This is a genomic window from Nocardia neocaledoniensis (genome assembly GCF_003182135.1).
GTDB lineage: Bacteria > Actinomycetota > Actinomycetes > Mycobacteriales > Mycobacteriaceae > Nocardia > Nocardia neocaledoniensis.
In genome coordinates this window covers 385,914-405,881 of record NZ_QGTL01000005.1, presented here as the reverse complement: position 1 = coordinate 405,881, position 19,968 = coordinate 385,914, and the positions used below count along the sequence as shown (strand labels likewise).

22 protein-coding genes are annotated in these 19,968 nt (G+C 71.6%); 6 read left to right on the top strand and 16 right to left on the bottom strand.

Annotation, left to right across the window (positions count from 1 at the left end; translation table 11 throughout):
* Positions 1-18: 18 nt before the first annotated feature.
* Genes DFR69_RS17400 through DFR69_RS17385 form a run of 4 tightly spaced genes read right to left on the bottom strand, consistent with a single transcriptional unit; the run spans position 19 to position 2,142 of the window.
* Entirely contained in the window at positions 19-288 is a 270-nt protein-coding gene (locus tag DFR69_RS17400; protein ID WP_110038601.1) for a carbonic anhydrase, read from the bottom strand.
* A complete protein-coding gene (cynR, locus tag DFR69_RS17395; RefSeq protein WP_110038600.1) occupies positions 289-1,179 on the bottom strand; it encodes a transcriptional regulator CynR in 891 nt (296 codons plus the stop codon).
* Positions 1,180-1,231: 52 nt separating this feature from the next.
* Entirely contained in the window at positions 1,232-1,819 is a 588-nt protein-coding gene (locus DFR69_RS17390; RefSeq protein ID WP_110038599.1) for an NAD-dependent epimerase/dehydratase family protein, read from the bottom strand.
* A 41-nt stretch (positions 1,820-1,860) separates the two neighbouring features.
* Positions 1,861-2,142, bottom strand: coding sequence for a hypothetical protein (locus tag DFR69_RS17385; RefSeq protein WP_110038598.1), 282 nt, complete (start codon positions 2,140-2,142; stop codon positions 1,861-1,863).
* A 283-nt stretch (positions 2,143-2,425) separates the two neighbouring features.
* On the opposite strand from DFR69_RS17385, the gene DFR69_RS34505 reads away from it, so the two are divergent.
* On the top strand, positions 2,426-2,572 hold the full coding sequence (locus DFR69_RS34505; RefSeq protein ID WP_167456301.1) for a hypothetical protein: 147 nt from the start codon (positions 2,426-2,428) through the stop codon (positions 2,570-2,572).
* A 62-nt stretch (positions 2,573-2,634) separates the two neighbouring features.
* Here the strand turns inward: DFR69_RS34505 and DFR69_RS17380 are convergent, their stop codons facing one another.
* Genes DFR69_RS17380 through DFR69_RS17345 form a run of 8 tightly spaced genes read right to left on the bottom strand, consistent with a single transcriptional unit; the run spans position 2,635 to position 10,215 of the window.
* Positions 2,635-3,579, bottom strand: a complete 945-nt coding sequence (locus DFR69_RS17380) for an ABC transporter substrate-binding protein (RefSeq protein ID WP_110038597.1) — start codon at positions 3,577-3,579, stop codon at positions 2,635-2,637.
* On the bottom strand, positions 3,576-4,295 hold the full coding sequence (locus tag DFR69_RS17375) for a class II aldolase/adducin family protein (RefSeq protein WP_110038596.1): 720 nt from the start codon (positions 4,293-4,295) through the stop codon (positions 3,576-3,578). Before DFR69_RS17375 ends, DFR69_RS17380 begins: the two co-directional genes overlap by 4 nt.
* A gap of 16 nt (positions 4,296-4,311) precedes the next feature.
* Positions 4,312-5,481 carry an LLM class flavin-dependent oxidoreductase gene (locus DFR69_RS17370; protein ID WP_110038595.1) on the bottom strand — a complete coding sequence of 390 codons (1,170 nt, stop codon included), beginning with the start codon at positions 5,479-5,481 and terminating at the stop codon, positions 4,312-4,314.
* Positions 5,478-6,581, bottom strand: a complete 1,104-nt coding sequence (locus tag DFR69_RS17365; RefSeq protein ID WP_110038594.1) for an LLM class flavin-dependent oxidoreductase — start codon at positions 6,579-6,581, stop codon at positions 5,478-5,480. Before DFR69_RS17365 ends, DFR69_RS17370 begins: the two co-directional genes overlap by 4 nt.
* Positions 6,578-7,603, bottom strand: a complete 1,026-nt coding sequence (locus tag DFR69_RS17360) for an ABC transporter substrate-binding protein (RefSeq protein WP_110038593.1) — start codon at positions 7,601-7,603, stop codon at positions 6,578-6,580. The genes DFR69_RS17365 and DFR69_RS17360 overlap by 4 nt, the downstream gene beginning before the upstream one ends.
* A complete protein-coding gene (locus tag DFR69_RS17355; RefSeq protein WP_110038592.1) occupies positions 7,600-8,364 on the bottom strand; it encodes an ABC transporter ATP-binding protein in 765 nt (254 codons plus the stop codon). Before DFR69_RS17355 ends, DFR69_RS17360 begins: the two co-directional genes overlap by 4 nt.
* Entirely contained in the window at positions 8,361-9,176 is an 816-nt protein-coding gene (locus DFR69_RS17350) for an ABC transporter permease (protein ID WP_110038591.1), read from the bottom strand. Before DFR69_RS17350 ends, DFR69_RS17355 begins: the two co-directional genes overlap by 4 nt.
* A 1-nt stretch (position 9,177) precedes the next feature.
* Complete coding sequence (locus DFR69_RS17345) at positions 9,178-10,215, bottom strand: NrtA/SsuA/CpmA family ABC transporter substrate-binding protein (protein WP_110038590.1); 1,038 nt, start codon at positions 10,213-10,215, stop codon at positions 9,178-9,180.
* Positions 10,216-10,427: 212 nt separating this feature from the next.
* Here DFR69_RS17345 and DFR69_RS17340 point away from each other — a divergent pair, with 212 nt between their 5' ends.
* From DFR69_RS17340 to DFR69_RS17330, 3 genes are all read left to right on the top strand, one after another.
* Positions 10,428-11,177, top strand: a complete 750-nt coding sequence (locus DFR69_RS17340; protein WP_110038589.1) for an IclR family transcriptional regulator — start codon at positions 10,428-10,430, stop codon at positions 11,175-11,177.
* Between the two features lie 99 nt (positions 11,178-11,276).
* The gene (locus tag DFR69_RS17335) at positions 11,277-12,710 is read left to right on the top strand and encodes an MFS transporter (protein WP_110038588.1); all 1,434 of its coding nucleotides are present in this window, start codon (positions 11,277-11,279) and stop codon (positions 12,708-12,710) included.
* Between the two features lie 208 nt (positions 12,711-12,918).
* On the top strand, positions 12,919-13,695 hold the full coding sequence (locus DFR69_RS17330; RefSeq protein WP_244198313.1) for a class I SAM-dependent methyltransferase: 777 nt from the start codon (positions 12,919-12,921) through the stop codon (positions 13,693-13,695).
* A 3-nt stretch (positions 13,696-13,698) separates the two neighbouring features.
* Here the strand turns inward: DFR69_RS17330 and DFR69_RS17325 are convergent, their stop codons facing one another.
* Positions 13,699-14,340: a response regulator gene (locus DFR69_RS17325; protein ID WP_110038586.1), complete on the bottom strand. Its 642-nt coding sequence runs from the start codon at positions 14,338-14,340 to the stop codon at positions 13,699-13,701.
* Positions 14,337-15,488 carry a sensor histidine kinase gene (locus DFR69_RS17320; RefSeq protein ID WP_110038585.1) on the bottom strand — a complete coding sequence of 384 codons (1,152 nt, stop codon included), beginning with the start codon at positions 15,486-15,488 and terminating at the stop codon, positions 14,337-14,339. The genes DFR69_RS17325 and DFR69_RS17320 overlap by 4 nt, the downstream gene beginning before the upstream one ends.
* Before the next feature lie 108 nt (positions 15,489-15,596).
* On the opposite strand from DFR69_RS17320, the gene DFR69_RS17315 reads away from it, so the two are divergent.
* Positions 15,597-16,145, top strand: coding sequence for a hypothetical protein (locus DFR69_RS17315; protein ID WP_110038584.1), 549 nt, complete (start codon positions 15,597-15,599; stop codon positions 16,143-16,145).
* A 59-nt stretch (positions 16,146-16,204) separates the two neighbouring features.
* Here the strand turns inward: DFR69_RS17315 and DFR69_RS17310 are convergent, their stop codons facing one another.
* On the bottom strand, positions 16,205-17,212 hold the full coding sequence (locus tag DFR69_RS17310) for a hypothetical protein (RefSeq protein WP_110038583.1): 1,008 nt from the start codon (positions 17,210-17,212) through the stop codon (positions 16,205-16,207).
* A 134-nt stretch (positions 17,213-17,346) separates the two neighbouring features.
* A complete protein-coding gene (locus DFR69_RS17305) occupies positions 17,347-18,762 on the bottom strand; it encodes an amino acid permease (RefSeq protein ID WP_244198312.1) in 1,416 nt (471 codons plus the stop codon).
* Between the two features lie 145 nt (positions 18,763-18,907).
* Between DFR69_RS17305 and DFR69_RS17300 the strand changes: the two genes are divergently transcribed.
* The gene (locus DFR69_RS17300) at positions 18,908-19,900 is read left to right on the top strand and encodes an LLM class flavin-dependent oxidoreductase (protein WP_110038582.1); all 993 of its coding nucleotides are present in this window, start codon (positions 18,908-18,910) and stop codon (positions 19,898-19,900) included.
* Positions 19,901-19,968: the final 68 nt, after the last annotated feature.

The window sequence follows — 19,968 nt, the reverse complement described above, 5'->3', positions numbered from 1 at the left end:
CCTTTCTTCGGAGTGGATTCAGGCCGCGGTCCGGGAACCGCTGTGCCCGACGACGGCGACCTCGCCCGAGGCGATGTCGAACACCCAGCCCTCGGCGTGCAAAGTCCCCGCGGCGAGGCCGCGGGCCACGGCGGGATGGGTGGCCAGATTCGACAGCTGCGCGGCGACGCCGTCACCGCCGGGAGCGTAGGCGGGCACGAGATTGCCCGCGGTGCGGACCACGAACAACTCCCCCGGCTCGCTGCTGGTGATCAGCTCCGGGACGACCCTGGCGTCGGAGCAGCCGATCTATAGCTGAAACCGTCCCGCTTCGCGCCGGATGATCGCGGTGAAGGCCCTGGCCGCCGCGGAGTGGTAGGCCGTGTCGCGCCGCAGCAGTTCCACGGTCCGGCTCGGCAGCCCCGGATCGAGGGCGACCGGCCGTAGGTCGGGGTGCGCGTGGGCGATCGCGTCGGGCAGGACGGTGGCGAGCGTGCCGCGACGGGTGAATTCGACGAGCGCGGTGATCGTGTTCGCCTCGATCGCAGGCCGTGGCGCGACGCCGGACGCGGCGAGATGGTCGTCGATGTGGTTGCGGGTGGCGAAGTCCCGGCTCAGCAGGGCCAGCGGCTGCACGGCCAGCTCCTGGATCGGCACCGGGCCCGACCGGGCCGCCAGCGAGTGCGCCGCCCCCACGACCAGGCTCAGATTCTCGGTGAACAACGCGTCGGCACCGATCCCGGTCGCGTGGACGCCGCTGAACGCGATGCCGAGGTCGAGCGCGTCGGCCAGCAGGTCCTCCTCGATCCGGTCCTGGGTGGCCTCGGTGACCGCCACCGTGACCGCCGGGTACGCGCGATGGAACTCGTGCATCAGCGGACCGATGAGATAGGCGGTGATCGTCGGGGTGGTCGCCACCCGCAGATGTCCCCGGCTCAGGTCCTGGACGTCGTGCACCGCCCGCTCCCCGGCCTCGAGGTCGCGCAGCGCGTCGCGGGCGTGCCGCGCGTACGCCGCGCCGGCGTCGGTGAGCCGGACCGTGCGCCCCGACCGGTCGAGCAACTGCACCCCGAGGAGCCGTTCGAGCTGCTTGATCTGCTGCGACAGCGTCGGCTGCGAGATGTGCAGCGCCTCGGCCGCGCGCGTGAAATTGCCGTGGTCGGCGACGGCGAGCAGATACCGGACGTGACGCAGCTCCATCCCGCCATGATAGGTGCGGGCTATTGCATGGCAGCTCGCCCTGCGCTCGCGACTATTCCACGGGTTCGACGACGACCACGGTCCCCGAGGGCGCGTCGAGAAGCTCCAGCGTGCGCGCCGCCGCCGCATCGACGTGGATCCGCGGATGTTCCGGCGGCGTCGTCTCGTAATAGGTGCCGGGACCGTAGAACTGGCCGTAGCGCAGCACCACCCCGCCGGCGTCGAGCACCGCGGACTCGTGCGCCCCGATCACCGCGCCGCGGCCCGCGGGCGGCTCCCACGCGATGCTCTGCGCGAGAAAGCGTGTCGCGCCCGCGGCCGCCGCGGCGGCGAGCAGATTCGCGGTGCCCTCGCTGCGGATGCGCGCGTTCGCCTCGGCGGAGGTGGCGAGCATGGCCACGTCGTCGGGTAGGTCGGTGAGCTGGTGCATCACCAGCTCGGGCGCGAAGTCGACGACCGCCGCGGTGAGCGCGGCCGCGTCGTAGACGTCGAGGACGACCGGCCGCACGCCCGCGGCACGCAGGGCGGCCGACTTGTTCGCGGAGCGGGTCAGCCCCGCCACCTCGTGCCCGGCCTCGACCAGCAAGGGCACCAACCGTGTTCCGATGACGCCCGTGGCGCCGGCGAGGAAGATACGCACGCTTCGACCCTAGTCCGGGAAGGGCGCCACGGGACCCGGGGTCAGGCCCCGATCACGGCGTTCATGATCGTGCCCGCGCTCGTCGCCACGGCACCGCCCGCCATGGCGCTGGCGATCATCTTGGGCGACTGCAGGCCGCCGCCGCTCCACTTTTCCCAGGCGAAGCGGCCGCCGCCATAGGTGATGGCGGTGACGCCGGACAGCAGGATCATCCAGGTGAAGTACCGGCCCAACTGCAGGATCTTGTCCGCCATCGGCGGGGCCTCCGGCGTGGGGTTGCCGACCTGGGCGAGAACGGCACTGTCCAGCACAGCCAGGATCATGCTCACGATCGTTGCTCCTTCGTCGGATGTTCATCGTGGTGAAGCCGATGTCGAGAACTCGTGACGCGGTAGAACCCCAGATCTATTGAACATTCAACCTCAGGCCGCTTCGATGACGTGGACGACACTCCGGCGAAACCATGACCGCCGTCACAGCCGTCGAGCCGTGCCCCTGTCGCGCCGTGGCCCTACCATCGGAAGCGCGGGGCATGTCCACCAACGGCGCGACGAGGCGCTGACCACCACCTTCATCGCTCATCTACCGTACCGCGAGGAGGGCAGCATGGCTTTGCTGATTCCGTTGATCGTGGCGATTCCGTTGGTGACCGCAGCCGTGGTCGCCACCTCCTACGCCACCGTTTCCCTGACCTATTGGTTTGAATCTCGTCGTATCAGTCGGGACCGGAACGATCCTCAACCCGCACGCTGATCCACCCCCGCAGCCCGATGCCCCGGTACCGAATCGGTACCGGGGCATCGTCGTATCCGGGCTCAGGCCGGTGCGGCCGCCGGCTGCGCGAGCAGCTCGCCGATCCACGGCAGCACCGCGGCACGCACGTCGATCGCCCGAGGGAGCAGGCCGTTGGCGACCAGCAGGTCGGCGGCACGCTGCTGCTCGTCGAGGAACTGCGCGCTCACCGGATGCACGCCGAACGGGCGTCCGCGCAGCGCGGCCTCCCAGGCGTCCAGGTCGGCGGGCACACCGCGCGACCGCGCGTCGTCGACGAAGTACTGGGCGGCCGCGCGCGGATTCTCGGTGATCCAGGCGTCCGAGGCGCGCAGCGCCGTCAGCACCGCTTCGACGGCACCGCGGTCGTTCTCGGCCAGGTCGCGGCGGGTGAACCACAGCGACGGATGACTGAACACCGAGGCGGTGTCGACCAGGGTCGTGAGCGTCGTGGCGGCCTCGACCTCGCGCAGGCCGGGATAGGTGCCGACCCACGCGTCGAGCTCACCGGCCAGCAGGGCGGCGCCGCCGCCGTGCACGTCGACATCGACGGGCTCGATGTCGGCCCAGGTCAGTCCCACCCGGTCGAGGGCGAACAGCAGCAGCGTGGTCTGCCACGAGCCGTGCGCGATGCCGACCCGCTTGCCCTTCAGGTCCGCCGCGGAGGTGATGCCGCTGTTCGCGGTCGCGACGAGCCTGCCGTTCTCCACGCGCGGGCCCGAGATGCCGAGGTAGACGATGTCGCGCTGATTCGCCAGGGCGGTCAGCGGCGGGGTGAAGCCGGTGCCGATGATGTCGTAGCCGCCCTCGGTGAACAGCCAGTCCGAATGTTCGCCGGGCAGAGCGGTTTTCGGGTCGACGCGGGCGGCCGGCGGCAGCGCGCGCAGGTCGACCCATTCGACGTCGGGCAGCAGCTGTTCGAGCACGCCGCGGTGGCGCAGGACGAACAGCGAGTTGTTGTGGGGAAAGTAGCCGACCCGCAGGCTCATCGCGCGTCTCCGATCAGGCCGAGGGCGCGGGCCTGCTCGGCCAGGCCGCTGCGGCTCCACTGCACCGCGAGGTTGGACGGATCGAACTCGACCGAGCCGCCCAGACTTTCGGCGATGGCCTGGTACTGCGCGCCCTCCTCGAGCAGCACCACGAACTTCGCCAGTTCCAGCAGCCCCGCGCGGCCGATCACGTTGGCGCCGCCGTTGGCCTCGAAGATCGCGACCAGGTGCGGGTCGCGCTCGAGCCGGTCGAGGATGAACTCGCCCGCGCCGATCGTGCGGTCGATGTGCGGCGGGATCTCGCGCGAGAGCGTGAGCCGCTGAGAGGCGGCGTAGCGGATCGGCAGGGTGCGGTGGGTCTGCGCCCAGCCACCCAGCCACGGGGTGTGGATGTGCACAACGGAGGTGATCTCCGGGTGTGCGCGGAAGACCTTCGCGTAGCCGGTGACGAAACCGGCGGATCCGGTGCCGGACAGCACGTCTCCGTCGAAGGTGGCGACGACGGGCGCGACGCGCTGATCGGCCGCCCACGGACCCGGCGCGTTGAGGGCCACGGCGATCTCCTCGCCCGGTACCCGCTCGACGAAGTTGACGGTGCCGTTGCCGGTGACGGTGCCGGTCTCGCGGAACACCCGGAACGCGGACTCGGCGTCGCGGGTCACCGCGTCGACGAAGGCCGTGACGGCCTCCGGCACACGGGTTTCGGTGGTGGTCATCAGTGTGTCTCCTGCGTTATCGGGCCGTCGCGAGGACGGTCTCGGTGGACGGGGTGGTGAGCCGGGAGCGGCCGAGCAGGGGCAGTACTTCCTCGCCGACGCGGTACGCCTCCTCCAGGTGCGGATTGCCCGCGAGGATGAAGGCGTCGACGCCCAGCGCGATCAGTTCGTCGAGGCGCTGTGCCACCTGCTCGTAGCTGCCGACGAGGCCGAAGGCGGGACCGCCGCGGATGAGACTGAAGCCGCACCAGACGTTGGGCTGGACCTCGAGATCGCGGTAGCCGGTGATGGTTTCGGGCACCCAGCCGGCGATGCGCGCGGCGCCGACGGAGTCCCCCTGCGCGGCGCGGTCGGCGGCCGCGCGGTCGACGAAGGCCCAGCCCTTCTCGATCTCGGCCCAGGCGGCTTCCTCGGTGTGCCGGGCGACGATGTCGATGCGGACGGCGAACTTCGGTGTGCGCCCGAGCTTGTCGGCGTCGGCGCGGACCCGGTCGAACTTGGCGCGCAGGTCGGCGAAGGGCTCCAGCCAGGACAGGTAGTAGTCGGCGTGGCGGCCCGCGGCGGCCACGGCGGCGCCGGAGGAGCCCGAGAAGTAGACCTCGGGGAAGGGCTGACCGGCCAGGCCCGGCGGTAGCGCGGCGCCTTCGGTGCGGAAGAAGCGGCCGTCGTGGTCGAACGGCTCGCCGTCCCACACTCCGCGCAGCACGTCGAGGAACTCGCTGGTGCGGGTGTACCGATCGTCGTGGGAAACCTTGTCGCCCCACCACAATTGGGCAGGCCCCCCGCCTCCGCTGATGATGTTGTAGACGAGCCGCCCGCCGGTGGCGCGCTGCAGACTCGCCGACATCCTTGCTGCCTGCACCGGGTGCAGGAAGCCGGGCTGGAAGGCGACCATGAAGCGATAGGTGGTGGTCTCGGCGGCCAGCGCGGCGGCGACGGCCCACGGGTCGTCGGTCACCGGGAACGAGGGCAGCAGGCCACCGAGGAAGCCCGCCGATTCGGTGGCCTTGGCGACGGCGGCCACGTGGTCGAGATAGCTGTACTCGTCCAGTTCTCCGCCGCGGATGGCCGGGGCGATGTTGCCCGGCGCGTAGCCGCCGGCGTTGCCGCGGTTGTAGCGGCGCGGGGTGCGCAGGGAGGCGTGGTCGCCTTCCATGCCGATGCGCCAGTAGACGTCGATGCTCATACGGTGACCTCCTGCGCGGTGGTGCGGGTGCGGCCCGTCGGGTCCACGCGGAACAGCAGGTGCTCGCCCGCGCGGTGGATCTCCTCGATGTTCGGGTGACCGGCGAGCACGAAGGTCCGGACACCCGCGAGCTCGTAGACGGCGAGCTGCCGGGCGACCTGCTCGTAGCTGCCGACCAGGCCGATGGGCCGGTCGTAGCCGAGGGCGTCGAAGCCCGCCCAGCGCCCGTCGCCGAGCGCGTGCTCGGTGGCCGAGCCGGGCCTGCCCGTCTCGGCCCACTGCCGGTGCACCCTGGCCCAGGCCTCCTCCTCGGTCTCCCTGGCGATGATCGGCAGTTCCAGCGCGACCCCCACCGTGCGGCCCGCGGCCGCGGCGCGCTCGCCCAGTTCCGTGACCGCTCCGGCGATTCCGTCGCGCTGTTCGCCGAACACGTGGACATCACCGTGCGTGGCCGACAGGTCCAAGGCCGCGGCCGAGGTGCCGCTCAGCTGGACGGTCGGGAACGGCAGCCCGGACAGGATGCCGCGGAAACCGCCGTCGACGACGTCGTAGTAGTACCGGCCCGCGTACTCGAAGCCGGTGCCCGCGAACCCGGCCGCGCCGACCTCGGTCTCGTTCCAGACGCCGCGGGCGACGGTGAGGAATTCCGCGGCGCGCCGATAGCGCTCGTCGCCCTCGACCCGGTCACCGCGCGCGCGGGCCTCGGCCGCGTCGGTCTCCACCGCGAGCTGCCAGCGCAGCCGCCCCCGCGCATGGCGCTGCAGGGTGGCCGAGATCTTGGCCGCGTACACCGGAGTGCCGAAGGCAGGCGGGAATTCGACGGTGACGTGTGCGTAGCGGGTGGCGCGCAGGGCCGCGCCCGCGACGATCCAGGATTCCTCGCCGAGCGGGTCGTAGGGGGCGAGGACCCCGTCGAAGCCGGTGAGTTCCGCGGCATCGACGATCTGGGCCAGGTCGTCGAAGGGGCCGAAGCGACCGAGGCGCACGTCGGTGGCCACCGTGCGCGGTGGCGGTGGACCGAACCCGCCGCGGCCGCGCAGCGCGGGCCGCGCGCGGCGGCCGTCACCCCGGCTCGGCAGTTTCCAGACGAATTCGCTCATGCCGGCACCCGCTCGGCGGCGACGAGCTCCCGCGCCCGCGCCAACGGCTCGGGGGCGACCCAGGATTCGAGGTCGAAGTCGGCGGCCAGGAAGCCGTGGGTGTAGAGGAACTGCTTCTGCACCCCGAGCAGTTCCACCCGCTCCTCGGCGAGCGAGGGGTGCAGACCGCGATGGAACTCGGCACCGTAGGCCGCGGCGACACCCTCGGGACCGGACAGCGTTTCGCGCTGCAGGACCGCGCGGACCCCGTCGAGGTCGCCGGCGGCCCAGTCGGCGGCGCGCAGGCTCTGGGCGAGGAAGCCGATCACGACCTCGGGCCGGGATTCGAGCAGGTCCGCGTGCACGGTGATCGGGCGCGGGGTGCCGTTGTTGACCCGCAGGCGCCGGGTCGCCGAGGAGTCCAGGTCGACCGCGACGCGCAGCCCGTTCGCCTTCGCCACCTCCGCCGCGCGGGCGCCCTTGACGTAGACGGCGTCGACCTCGCCGGCGAGCAATTCCTCGATGCCCCACGTGGTCGACCGGCGCGCGGACTGGATCTCGGTGCGCACCTGGGGATCCCGCTCGACGTCGAGTTCGACGATCCGCACGTCGGCCAGTGTGAGTCCCGCCGGGCGCAGCGCGTTGGCGAAGCCGTGCAGCGCCATCGCCCGCGGGAAGCTGCGCGCCTGATCCTGGGCCCACGCCGGAACGCCCACCCGCGCCCCGGCCAGACCGGCGGCGTCGGTGACCGGCGAGTCCGGCCCGACCAGGATCGCCTGTGCCTCGTCGATCCAGGTGAGACCGATCAGCCGGGTCGGCGAGCCCTGGGCCCGTGCGGCCAGCGCGGGCACATTGCCGCCCTCACGGATCAGGCCGGGCAGCTCGTGCAGGAAGTGGTGGCCCGCCAGTTCGGGGCCCGCGTCCTGCAGGACGCCGAACTCCAGGCCCGCGTCCGCCGCGGTCGCGCCGAGCCAGCCGAGGCTGTGCGCGAGGCCGCTGGCGGTCGGCACCGGGCAGCGGGTGTACCACAGGGTTTCGGTCATGACGTGCTCCTTGGTTCTGGTCCGACGCCGAGATGGGCGAGGAATCGCGTGCGGTAGCCGAGGGTTTCGGTGGCGGCGTGCTCGCGCGGGTGCGGCAGGTCGATCACGGCGTCGACGGCGAAGCGGCCGTGGTCGAGGATGATCACCCGGTCGGCGAGCCGGATCGCCTCGTCGACGTCGTGGGTGACCATCAGCACGGCGGGCCGGTGCCGGGCGACGAGATCGCCCACCAGGTCCTGCATCCGGAGCCTGGTCAGCGCGTCCAGCGCGGCGAACGGTTCGTCGAGCAGCAGCAGTTCCGGTTCCCGGACCAGCGCCCTGGCCAGCGCGGCACGCTGGGCCTCGCCGCCGGACAGGGTGGCCGGCCACTGCCCGGCCTTGCCGTCGAGGTGCACCTCGCGCAGGGCGCGCAGGCCTGCCTCACGCTGCGTCCTGGTGCGGCGCAGTCCCACGAGGACGTTGGCCAGTACCCGCTTGGACGGGATGAGCCGGGGCTCCTGATAGACGGTGGTGCGCCGGGACGGCACCAGCACCTCGCCCGCGTCGGGGGTCTCGAGTCCGGTGAGCAGGCGCAGCAGGGTGGTCTTGCCGGTGCCGCTGGGACCGAGCAGCACCACGAACTCACCGCGCCGGATGGTGAGGTCGACGCCGTCGAGGACGGTCTTGGTCCCGAAGGTCTTGCGCAGTCCCGTGATCGAGACCGCGACCGGCTCCCGCTGGTCGGCGGTGCGATCGACGGGTGCGGCTGTCGTCGTGGTCATCGGATCGCCACCTGTGCGCGCCAGGGCATCGCGTAGCGTTCCGCGAGCCGTACGAGTGCGTCGAACACCAGACCGAGCAGCGCGTAGAGCACCACGCACAGCACCATGTAGTCGGTGCGGTTGTATTCCTGGGCCAGCGTCACCAGATAGCCGACGCCCTGCTGGGTGCCCACCTGCTCGGCCGCGATGAGGCCGGTGATGCTGATCGACAGGCACACCCGCAGCGCCATCAGGATGCCGGGCAGCGCCGCGGGCACGATCACCTCGACGACGAGCCGGAACCCGGTGAGCCCGAAACCGCGCGCGGCCTCGACCATCTTGCGATCGACGTTGCGGACGCCGAGATAGGTGTAGGCGTACATGGGCGCGGTGGTCGCCACGGCGATCAGCAGCACCTTGTAGAGCTCGTCGATGCCGAACCAGGAGATGAACAGCGGCACCAGCGCGAGGAAGGGCACGGCCCGCACGATCTGCATCGTCGAGTCGACCAGTTCCTCACCCAGGCTCGACAGCCCCGACAGCAGCCCGAACACCAGGCCGATGCCGACACCGAGGGCGACGCCCGCGGCGGCCCTGCCGAAGGAGGCCAGCGCGAAATCGAACAGCTGCCCGCTCTCGGCCAGCTCGAGGAAGGCCGACCAGACCGCCGCGGGACCGGCGAGTACGCGCGGGGAGAGGGCGCTAGTCGCCGACCCCACCCACCAGCCGAGGACGAGAGCGGCGGGCAGCGCGGCGCGCAGCGCGAGGGAGAGGGCGCGTGGGCGCGGAGCCGGCACCCTGGCCCGCGGCGCCGCGAGTTCGAGCGTGGTCATGTCAGTTGTCCTTCAGCGCGGCCAGCTGTTCCGGGCTGAGCTTCGCGCGCAGGTCGTAGAAGATGTCGGCGGCGGTGATCCGGCGGTTGATGACGCCGTTGTCGGCGAAGGTGTTCACGACGTCGGCCAGATCGGCGGCGTCGGAGTCGACGGGCAGGCGCGGCACCGTCACCTCGGAACCGACGCGCAGCGCGTCGGCGAGACGATCACCGGTGAGCGCGCGCGGGCCCGTCTTCTCGAAGACGTTCTCGAAATCGGCGGGCGCGGCCTTCTGCTTCGCGGTCAGGTCCCGCAGGACCTCCAGGTACTTCGCGGCGACATCGGGACGCTGGTCGAGTACCTCGGTGCGGAAGACGACGACGGTGTTGTCGTTGGAGCCGATCGACTTCTCCGTGGCGATCTCGCGCCCGCCCGCCGCCTTGGCCTCCTGGTAGGGCACCAGGAACGAGGCCCACGCGTCGACCTTGCCGGTGGCGAAGGCCGAGGCCGCGTCCTTCTGCTGGAGCGGGACCCTGGTCACCTTGTCGGCGGGAATTCCCGCCTGCGCCAGCGCTTTCAGCGTGATGTACTCGCCCTTGCCCGCGGGGTTGACCGCGATCCGTTTCCCGACGAGCCCGGCCACCGAGGTCACCCCCGACTCGGGGCTGACGAGGATGCCGCTCTGGTCCTGCCCGGCCGGGTCGGCGACGGCGACGATCTTCACGCCGACGTCCTTGGACAGCGCGCCGACCACCGGACTGAACGCGGCACCGGAGACGTCGAGCTCGCCGGTGTTGAACAGCTTCAGCATGGAGCTGAAACCCGGTGTGGTGGTGACCCAGCGGACCTTGGCGCCCAGTGGCGCCAGTGCGGCGTCGAAGGTGCCGTCGCGCTTGCCGACGGCGAGCGGTCCGGAGTTGCCCGGATCGGCGACCTCGAGCACGAAGGACGCCTCGGCGGCGTTCTCGGGTGTGGAACCGGAGCCACACGCCGCGACGAGGGCGACGACGGGGGCGATCGCGAGCGCGATTCGCGTGAAGGCCGGCAGCCTGCGGGACATCGGGGCTCCTGTTCGGGGTTCAGTGGGTGATGCCTTCGCAGCGTAGGAGCGGCGACGGCGCCGAACGAGGGATGCCATTCCGCAGATCGGAAAGCTTGACAGCGACATGCCCCGGGATTTATGGCGTATTCCTCGACAAGAACCTCCACCCCTTTCCGAATAACGGAACAGCCGAGGAGGTTGCCGCGAATCGCTGTGTTACCGTCGGATTCGTGGAGACCTCCAGCGTGCAGACCGTGACGCGAGCCCTGTCGGTCCTCGATTGCTTCCGTGGCGGTGAGGAGCGAGGCGTCTCGGAGGTCGCGCGAGCGCAGGGACTGGCCGTGAGCACCACCCATCGACTGCTGGGCGCGCTCGTCCAGGCGGGGTTCCTGGACAAGGACGCCGAGTCGAGCCGCTACCGGATGGGCGGCGCCCTGGCCGAATACGGGCAGATCGCCTACCGGCAGCACAAGATCTATCTCGCCGAGCCCGCTCTCGAGCAGCTCGCGGCCACCACCGGCGCCACCGGCTCGGTGGCCACCCGGCACGGCATCCACGCGGTGTTGCTCGGCACCAGCCGGTGGCGGGAGACCGACGGCCACGAACTACAGGGCGTGCGGCTGCCGCTGCACGCCAGCGCACTGGGCAAGGCACTGCTGGCCTGGTCCGACGTGAGCGACGACGAATTGCGTTCGCTCCCATACGAAGAAGGCACCGAGCGGTCCGTGTCGAGCGCCGAGGAGCTCCGAGCCGAACTCGTCGCCACCCGCGCTCGCGGCTACGCGTTCAACGACCGCGAACTCGATCCCGGCTTCCGCACCATCGGCCTGCCCATCCTCGATCCGCGCGGCCGGTGCCGTTTCGCGCTCGGACTGCGCGGGCCGGTGACCCTGATGATCGACGAACGGGTGCCGTTCTTCGTGGAGCTGGCGAAGGTGACAGCGGGCGATATCGCCGCGACCTTCGCCGCCGCCGAATGAGCGGGATCCGATCGCGTCACACCTCCCCCGATTCCGGCCCGACGCCGGCCGCCGGCCGTTAGCGTCGCAATCATTAGCTGAGGTAAGGGAAGGAGTGGGGTGGCGACAGATACCGCGCGCTCGGCGGTCGGGCTGCGCTCCGAGCGCGGGGCGATCCTCGGGGCCCTGATGATGTCGACGAGTCTGGTGGCGCTGGATTCGACGATCATCGCGACCGGGGTCCTGACCATCACCGCCGATCTCGGCGGGTTCGCGCTGTTCCCGTGGCTGTTCTCGATCTATCTGCTCACCCAGGCCGTGACGGTGCCGATCTACGGGAAGGTGGCCGACACCGTCGGGCGCAAGCCGGTGATCCTGTTCGGGATCGCGGTGTTCGCGCTCGGTTCGCTGCTGTGCGGGCTGGCGACGAACATGGTGGCGCTCATCGTGTTCCGGGCGATCCAGGGTATCGGCGCCGGTGCGGTGCAGCCGATGACGATGGTGATCGCCAGTGACATCTACACCCTGCCGGAGCGGGCGAAGGTACAGGGCTATCTGGCCGGGGTGTGGGCGGGATCGGCGGTGCTCGGGCCGCTGCTGGGCGGGGCGTTCGCCGATTTCGCGAGCTGGCGGTGGATCTTCCTGGTGAATCTGCCGCTGGCGGGCATCGCCGGATTCATGCTGCTGCGCAAGTTCACCGAGACCGCGCCGCGCGGACCGCGTCAGCGGGTCGACTACCTCGGGGCCGCGCTGCTCACCCTCGGCGCCGGTGCGGTGATCCTCGCGCTGCTCGAGGGCGGCCAGGCCTGGGCGTGGGGTTCGCCGGTGAGCGCAGCCCTCTTCGTCGGCAGCGCGGTCGTGCTGGTGGTGTTCGGGTTCGTCGAGCGGCGCGCGGTGAATCCGATTCTGCCGCTGTGGATCTTCACCCGGCGGGTGGTGGTGGCGGCCGGCGCGGTGTCGTTGCTGATCGGCGCGGTCGTGCTCGGTCTCACCTCCTATGTGCCCACGTTCGCGCAGGGTGTGCTCGGCACCAGCGCCACGGTCGCCGGGCTCACCGTGGGCGCGCTCACGATCGGCTGGCCGATCACCGCCTCGCAGGCGGGCGCGCTCTACCTGCGCATCGGCTTCCGTGGCACCGCGCTGATCGGTGGCGCGATCGCGCTGCTCGGGTGCGCCACCCTGGCGCCGATCGGCGCGGAATCGAGCCCGTGGCAGATCGCGGGCACCTGCTTCGTGATCGGCGCCGGCATGGGCCTGATCGCCAATCCGACGCTGATCGCCGCCCAGACCAGCGCGGACTGGTCCGAGCGCGGCGTGGTCACCTCGGCGACGATGTTCGCCCGCTCCGTCGGCATCGCGGTCGGCGTGGCGGTCTTCGGCGCGATCGTCAACTCCCGGATCGACGCCGTCGACCGGCCCGACCCCACCGAACTGGCCCACGCCGTCCACCTGGTTTTCGTCACCCTGCTGGCGATGGCCGTCCTGCTGTTCGCGGCGGCGGCCACGATGCCGGGCACACGCGCGGCCACGGGCCCGTCCAGCACCGCCGACTGACGCGGAACGCCCGGGCAACGGCGCCGTGGCGCCGGCTGCGGCACGGCGGATGGGGTTCGGCCCTGTCGACTCCGGGCCGGCGGCACGGAACATCCTGTCCCACTGCGGGTCTCAGATCCGGGAAGCCGCGCAACGATGCACGCGGGGTCGAGCCGGTCGCCACGACTGGAACCGGCGAGGCCGGCCCTCGGCGCGGTATCGTCGAACCGTGCGGGGAAACGGGGATTCAGCGGAGCGGGAACGCTGGGCGCGGCGGGCCACATCGTTCGGAACACAGGCGGCGGTCTACGCCGAGCACCGGCCGGACTACGCGGTCGCGGCCATCCGGTGGGCACTCGAACCGCTCGCGGCGATCGAGGCTCCCGCCGTACTGGATCTCGGCGCGGGCACCGGCAAGCTGACCGGCGGACTGCTCGCGGTCGGCGCCGAGGCGGTGGCCGTGGAACCCGACGCGTCGATGCGCGCCGAGTTCGTCCGCCGATACCCCGCGCTGACGATCCTGGCCGGCACCGCGGAAGAGATTCCGCTGCCGGATGATTCGGTCGACGCGGTGGTCGCGGGACAGGCGTTCCACTGGTTCGAGCAGTCGCGCGCGTTCCCCGAGATCGCGCGGGTGCTGCGACCCGGTGGGGTCTTCGCGGCGTTCTGGAACATCGAGGACGGCACGACCGAATGGGTGGCGGGTCTGCAGCGGGTGGCGCGCTCGGAAGCATCGACGACGCCACCGCCCCCGGACCAACCGCTGCCCGGCCACCCACTGTTCGCCCCCTTCGAGAAGGCCGTCTTCGCGCATGCGCAACGGCGCACCGCGGATTCGCTGGTCGAGACCATCGGGACGCACTCACACACCGTGGTCATCCCCGCCGACCAGCGGGCCGCGCTGCTCCGCCGGATCCGCGACTACCTGCGCGCCCGACCGGAGACCGCCGCGGGCGAGTTCGACTATCCGCTGCACACCGAAGTGATCCGCGCGGTGCCGCGGTAGCGGTCAGGGCAGGGTGAGCCCGGCCTGGGTCGCGAGCACCGCGGCCTGCACGCGGGATTGCACGCCCAGCTTCGTCAGCACCCGGGAGACATGGGTTTTCACGGTGGCTTCGCCGATGCGCAGGCGGGTCCCGATCTGGTGGTTGGACAGCCCGGCACCCACTCCGGCGAGCACCTGCCGCTCACGCTCGGTGAGGGCGGACAGGTCGGGTGCTTCCGTGGCCGTGGGACGGGGCAGGGCGGCGATCACCGCGCGGGTCACCTTCGGATCGAGGACCGCGTCGCCCTCGGCCACCGCGAGCACGGCGCGGACCAGGTCGTCCCCGCCGACCGACTTGAGCAAGAAGCCGCTGGCACCCGCCGCGAGCGCGCCCAGGACGTAGTCGTCGATGGCGAAGGTGGTGAGGACCAACACCTTCGCGGTCGTCTCGGCGATCACGGCCGCGGTGGCTTCCAGCCCGTCCACCCGGGGCATGCGGACATCCATCAGGACCACGTCGGGCTGCAGCGCGCGGGCCTGCCGCAGCGCCGCGAGCCCGTCGGCCGCCTCCCCGATCACGCTGACCTGACCGGAGGATTCGAGCAGCATGGTGATGCCCGCCCGGATCGTGGCGTGATCGTCGGCCACCACCACCGTCACCGTCATCGCTGCACCAGCGGGATCCTGGCCCGCACCCGCCACCGGCCGTCCGCGCGGCCCGCGGTGAGGGTCCCGTCCACCGATTCGGCGCGAAACATCATGTTACGCACTCCGTTTCCCTCTCCTTCCGAAGCACCCGAGGTGATCGGATTCGTCGCGGTCACCACCACCCGGTCGCCGTCGCGACGGACGTCGATGTCCAGGGGCGCGCCCGGCGCGTGCTTGGTGGCGTTGGCGATGGTCTCGCCGAGGATGCGGGTGATCACGGCCTCGACGGCGGTCGACAGCGGCAGGTCGGCTTCGCGGCGCAGCGTCACCGCCCCGCCCGCCGCGTGCGCCGCGTCGATCAGCCCGTCGAGGGAAGCCAGCCGGGCGGTGACGGCGGTGTCGTCCGGTGCGGTCAGCAGGTCGATCGTCGCGCGCATCTCGTCGAGAGCCGCCAGACTGCCCGAGCGGATCGTCCGCAGCACCGCCAGATTGCCCGGATCCTTCTGCGCCACCTCCGCGAGGATCGCGACGGCGGACAGGTGCCCGGCGACCGTGTCGTGCAGGTCCCTGGCCAGTCTGCGCCGTTCCTCGCCGAGAGCGGCGGTCCGCTCGGCGTCGCGGGCGGCGAGATCGGCCCTGGCCGCGCGGCGTTCGACGTCGACCGCACGGCGGGAGGCGCGGACCGCGCGGGCGTAGCCGAGCGGTGACCAGGTGAGCGCGATCCCGATCAGACCCACGTACAGGCCCGCGCGCACGCCGCCGAGCCCCAGCGCCACCGCCGCGCCGAGCACCGGAACCAAGAAGGCGAACCAGCTGACCAGCGTGCCCAACCGGTCCGAGCCGGTGCTGACGGCCAGGAAGATCACATCGGTCAGCGCGATCCACAGTGGCAGCGACGGGCTGAATCCGAAATCGAGCGCCAGCAGCGCGATCATCAGGAAGAAGGCGAGCCCCGGCCGGAACTGCGCGCTGATCTGGATCGCGAACGCCGCGCACAGCAGCGCCAGCTTCAGCGCCGCCGGATAGACGTCGCGGTCGGCGACGATCGCCCAGCCGTCCGCGGCCCACAGCAGCAGGCCGACCAGGAAGACACCGACGGCGGCCGCGGTCGAACTGTCGGCGACGACCGCGAGCCTGCTCGGGGACAGGCGGGACGGCAGCGGCATACCTCATTCCAGCACACCCGGCGCGCCCGGCGGGTCCCCCGAAGGACGGACGGCGCGGGGTCCCCCAGCGGGACGACCACGCGGCGGTGTGCCACGCACAGTGGAGGAATGGACGAACTGAACAACCCCGTGTTGCTGACGATCGCCGCGTGCGAGGTCGGTTTCTGGGTGCTGGTGGTCGGCGGGTTGCTGCTGCGCTATGTGGCCCGGTTGCCGCGGGCGGGCATGGTGACCCTCGCGCTGGTCCCGGTGCTGGACGTGGTCCTGGTGGTCGCGGTGGCCATCGACCTGCACGGGGGCGGCGAGGTGGGCTTCGCGCACCGGCTGGCCGGGATCTACCTCGGCTGCACGGTGATGTTCGGGCACCGGATGATCCAGTGGCTCGACGAGCGTTTCGCCCACCGCTTCGCCGGTGGTCCCGCGCCGGCACGGGTGCCGAAGTACGGGCCGGAGCGCACCCGCACGGAATGGGCCGACTTCCTGCGCTGGCTCGGCGCAGCCGCCATCGCGGGCGCGCTCACCCTCGTGCTGAGCTACACGGTGGCCGATGCCGAGCAGCGGGAACAGCTGTCCGGCGTGTTCGGCACGCTCGGGGTGATCACCGTCATCTGGTTGCTCACCGGGCCCGTGTGGGTCACCGGCTCGCGGCGGACCTGACTCCGCCGGGCCCGGACGTCGAGGTGAGGCCGCTCGCTCACCGCGACGTCCGCTGCCGGTCAGCTCGCGCGTTCGGCCAGGCCGCGCACCACCTCGACCACCTCACCCGGTGCGAACTCCACGACACGGCGCACCCGGGAGTTGGCGACGGGGGCGAGATCGATGACGATCGGCGCACCGGGGCCCGCCTGCGTGATCGCGGTGATCCGGTCCTGCAGGAAGCCGCCGTCGGGCACGGCGACCCGGATCACGTCGCCCACCGTCAGCGCCTCGGCGCGCACCGGACCGCCCGGCGGTTCCGCGGGGTCGAAGACGCCGCAGCGGGTGGGCCCGGTGATCGCGCCCAGGCCGCGTTCGGCGATCGTCCACCACACCGGTGCCGTCGGTGAGTCCACACCGACGCGGGCGTGCCAGGCGAGCACCCGGTCCCGTTCGCTCTCGGCGGCGGCCCTGGTCTCGTGCAGCGAGACCTGGCGGCGGATCGGCGCGTTGCGTGAACGCGTGGTGCCCGCCGCGCCGTCGACGATCAGGATCCAGCGGGCGCCCACCGCGTCGTCGCGGCGGGCCGCCACCCGTTTCGCCAGGGCGAGTCCCGGGGTGGCGCCGAGCCGCTCGGCCGCCTCCTCGATGCTCTCGACCAGGCCGAGTGAGCGCAGCAGTTCGGCGGCCGACAGCTCGGAGGTGCCCAGCTCCTGGGCCAGCGCCGGCATCGGCGTGCGGCGGCGCCAGCCGATCCGGGCGCAGTGCTCGTGCCGGGTGAACCACAATCCGCCGCGGGAGCGCCGATGGTGTTCGACCACCACGGCCCACCAGTCCCATTCCGGTTCGGCGACCAGGCGCCGCCGGATCCAGTGCTCGCGCTCGGCGGTCGGCACCCGTTCCTCCGGTGGCACGAAGTTGCGCAGGGCGGCGCGCACCGCGGATTCGGTGCGCCCCACCGTGCGCGCGGTGCGCGCCAGGTCGGCCCCGGCGCGCAGGTCGTCGGCCAGCACCCGGTATTCCGATTCGCGCCAGGTGGTGCCATGCCTGCTCGGTGGCTGCAGTTCGCCACGGTCGTCGTCACTCATCCCCGTGCCCCCGTTCTCGCACCGCCCGGCCACACTCGCCGCCGGGCTCGTTGTGTGACCCTTCGACGATACCGGTGGGGTATGACAGAAAACGCTTGTCTGCCAGCGGCTTTCCAGCAAACGGGGCGCCCGCGTCAGGCGGTGTGCGCCACCCCGCGACGGCCGAAGGCGTAGTAGCCGGCGCAGACCAGCGCCGCCCACACCGCGCCGACGAGCAACGCCGTCCGGCCACCCTCGGTCCACAGCAGCAACACCACGACCAGGCCGAGGAAACCCAGTGCCGCCCAGGTGGTCACGGGCGCGCCGGGCAGCCGGTAGTCGCTGGCAGGCAGCTCCCCCGCCCTGACCTTGGCCCGGTACTTGATGTGGCACACCAGGATCACGCTCCAGACGACGATGATGCCGACGGTGCTCACGGAGGTGATGTAGGCGAAGGCCTTGTCCGGCGAGACCACGTTCACCACGACACCGATCACCATGGCCCCCGCCGAGGCGCAGATGCCGGTGAACGGCACCGACTGCTTGCTCAGCGCCGCGAACTTCGCCGGCGCCTCGTCGCGCAGGGCGAGGCTGCGCAGCATCCGCCCGGTGGAGTAGATGCCGGAGTTGCACGAGGACAACGCGGCGGTGAGCAACACGAAGTTGATGATGCCGGCGGCCGCCGGGATGCCGATCTGCTCGAACACCTCGACGAACGGGCTGCGGCCCGCGTGGAAGCTGCGCCAGCTCGCCACCGACATGATCACCACCAGCGCGCCGACATAGAACAGGCCGATCCGGAACGGCAGGGTGTTGATGGCCTTGCGCAGCGTCGTCTTCGGGTCGCGCGCCTCCCCCGCGGTCACGCCGACCAGTTCCACACCGACATAGGCGAACACGACGATCTGCAGCACCAGCAGCGTCTGACCGAAGCCGTGCGGGAACACGCCGCCGTCGGCCCACAGGTTGGTCACCGTCGGGTCGGCGGCGTGCCCGAACCCGAACACCAGCACGCCGATGCCGATCATGATCATCGCCAGGATCGCGGTCACCTTGATCGCCGAGAACCAGAACTCGCCCTCACCGAAGATCCGCACCGAGATCAGGTTCGCCGCGAACAGCACGGCCAGCACCACCAGCGCGGTCACCCACTCCGGGATGTCGAACCAGTACCGCACGTACTTGCCCGCCACGGTGATCTCGGCCATGCAGGTGGACACCCACACCGCCCAGTACGACCAGCCGGTCGCGAATCCGGCGAAACGGCCGAGGAATTCGTGCGCGTATTCCGCGAAACTGCCCGACACCGGCCGATAAGTGAGCAGCTCGCCGAGCGCGCGCATGATCACGAAGATGGCCAGGCCCGCCACCAGATAGGCCAGGATCAACGACGGTCCGGCCTGTTCGATCGCCGCGCCCGCGCCGTAGAACAGGCCGGTGCCGATCGCGCCGCCGATGGCGATCATCTGGATGGTGCGCGGACTCAGCCCGCGCGCGTACCCCTCCGAGTCGGCCGCCGAGGCGGGCGCCGAGACGGCTTCGGTGGTGAGGCCGGGGCCGTCAGCTGCCATGGATGGTGTCCTTCCCTCGCATCGATCAGTGCTGCACGCTACCGGCTGGCTACCGTGGGCCCGGTCACCACCACCGCCACCCGGAAATACCGGCGGCTCGGCGCGGGTTGGCCTGTTGCGGGGATGTCCACTGTCGAGGAGGCTCATGAGCACGGTCACGCTGTCGGTTCTGGATCTCGCGCCGGTCCAGGCGGACGCGACCGCGGGCCAGGCGCTGCACGCCACGACGCGCCTGGCCCAGCACGCCGAGGAACTGGGCTTTCACCGCTTCTGGGTCGCCGAGCACCACAACATGCCGGGCATCGCCAGTGCCGCGCCCGCCGTGGTGCTGGCGCATCTGGCCGCCTCGACCTCCCGGATCCGGGTCGGTTCGGGCGGGGTGATGCTGCCGAACCATCCGCCGCTGGTGGTCGCCGAACAGTTCGGCACCCTCGAATCCCTGCATCCCGGCCGCATCGACCTCGGCATCGGCCGCGCGCCGGGCACCGATCCGGTGACCGCGCGGGCGCTGCGCCGCAACGCCGAGGGCCTCGGCGGCGAGGAGTTCCCCCGCGAACTCACCGCGCTGCTCGGCTTCTTCCGCGGCGCCGACCCGCACGGAATCGTCGCCAGCCCCGGCCGCGACGCCGAACCGCAGGTGTGGCTGTTGGGCTCCAGCGGCTACAGCGCGCAGGTCGCGGCGGTCCTCGGACTGCCCTTCGCCTTCGCCCATCACATCGCCCCGGACAACACCACCGCCGCGCTGGCGCTCTACCGGGACAACTTCCGGCCCTCCGAGACGCTGAGCGAGCCGTACACGATCGTCGCGGCGTCGGCGATCTGCGCCGACACCGACGAGGCCGCCGACCGGCTGGCCGCTCCCCGCGATCTCGCCTTCGCCCAGCTGCGCTCGGGCAGGCCGCAGGCATTGGCCACCCCCGAGCAGGCCGCGGCGTTCCCCGGCAGCGACGCCGAGCGCCGCTTCGCCGCGCAACGCAAGGCAGGGCAGTTGCAGGGCTCGCCCGAGACGGTGCGCGCGCAGGCCGCGCGGCTGCTCGCCGACACCGCCCCCGACGAACTGATGCTCAACACGCTCGTCTACGACCTCGACGCCCGCGTCCGCTCACTCGAACTGACCCGCAAGGCGATCAACGGCTGAGGCGGCTCGGGCGCGCAACAGCGCGCCGATACGATGGACGCGGGACGACCCGCCGCCCGGCGGGAGTG

Bases quoted from the DNA above. Each gene is read 5' to 3' on its own strand.
- DFR69_RS17325 (WP_110038586.1), bottom strand. From the start codon at position 14,340: ATGACGGTGACGGTGGTGGTGGCCGACGATCACGCCACGATCCGGGCG.
- DFR69_RS17345 (WP_110038590.1), bottom strand. From the start codon at position 10,215: ATGTCCCGCAGGCTGCCGGCCTTCACGCGAATCGCGCTCGCGATCGCC.
- DFR69_RS17315 (WP_110038584.1), top strand. From the start codon at position 15,597: ATGGACGAACTGAACAACCCCGTGTTGCTGACGATCGCCGCGTGCGAG.
- DFR69_RS17360 (WP_110038593.1), bottom strand. From the start codon at position 7,603: ATGACCGAAACCCTGTGGTACACCCGCTGCCCGGTGCCGACCGCCAGC.
- DFR69_RS17385 (WP_110038598.1), bottom strand. From the start codon at position 2,142: ATGATCCTGGCTGTGCTGGACAGTGCCGTTCTCGCCCAGGTCGGCAAC.
- DFR69_RS17350 (WP_110038591.1), bottom strand. From the start codon at position 9,176: ATGACCACGCTCGAACTCGCGGCGCCGCGGGCCAGGGTGCCGGCTCCG.
- DFR69_RS17300 (WP_110038582.1), top strand. From the start codon at position 18,908: ATGAGCACGGTCACGCTGTCGGTTCTGGATCTCGCGCCGGTCCAGGCG.
- DFR69_RS17370 (WP_110038595.1), bottom strand. From the start codon at position 5,481: ATGAGCATCGACGTCTACTGGCGCATCGGCATGGAAGGCGACCACGCC.
- DFR69_RS17305 (WP_244198312.1), bottom strand. From the start codon at position 18,762: ATGGCAGCTGACGGCCCCGGCCTCACCACCGAAGCCGTCTCGGCGCCC.
- DFR69_RS17310 (WP_110038583.1), bottom strand. From the start codon at position 17,212: ATGAGTGACGACGACCGTGGCGAACTGCAGCCACCGAGCAGGCATGGC.
- DFR69_RS17380 (WP_110038597.1), bottom strand. From the start codon at position 3,579: ATGAGCCTGCGGGTCGGCTACTTTCCCCACAACAACTCGCTGTTCGTC.
- cynR (WP_110038600.1), bottom strand. From the start codon at position 1,179: ATGGAGCTGCGTCACGTCCGGTATCTGCTCGCCGTCGCCGACCACGGC.
- DFR69_RS17365 (WP_110038594.1), bottom strand. From the start codon at position 6,581: ATGAGCGAATTCGTCTGGAAACTGCCGAGCCGGGGTGACGGCCGCCGC.
- DFR69_RS17320 (WP_110038585.1), bottom strand. From the start codon at position 15,488: ATGCCGCTGCCGTCCCGCCTGTCCCCGAGCAGGCTCGCGGTCGTCGCC.
- DFR69_RS17355 (WP_110038592.1), bottom strand. From the start codon at position 8,364: ATGACCACGACGACAGCCGCACCCGTCGATCGCACCGCCGACCAGCGG.
- DFR69_RS34505 (WP_167456301.1), top strand. From the start codon at position 2,426: ATGGCTTTGCTGATTCCGTTGATCGTGGCGATTCCGTTGGTGACCGCA.
- DFR69_RS17375 (WP_110038596.1), bottom strand. From the start codon at position 4,295: ATGACCACCACCGAAACCCGTGTGCCGGAGGCCGTCACGGCCTTCGTC.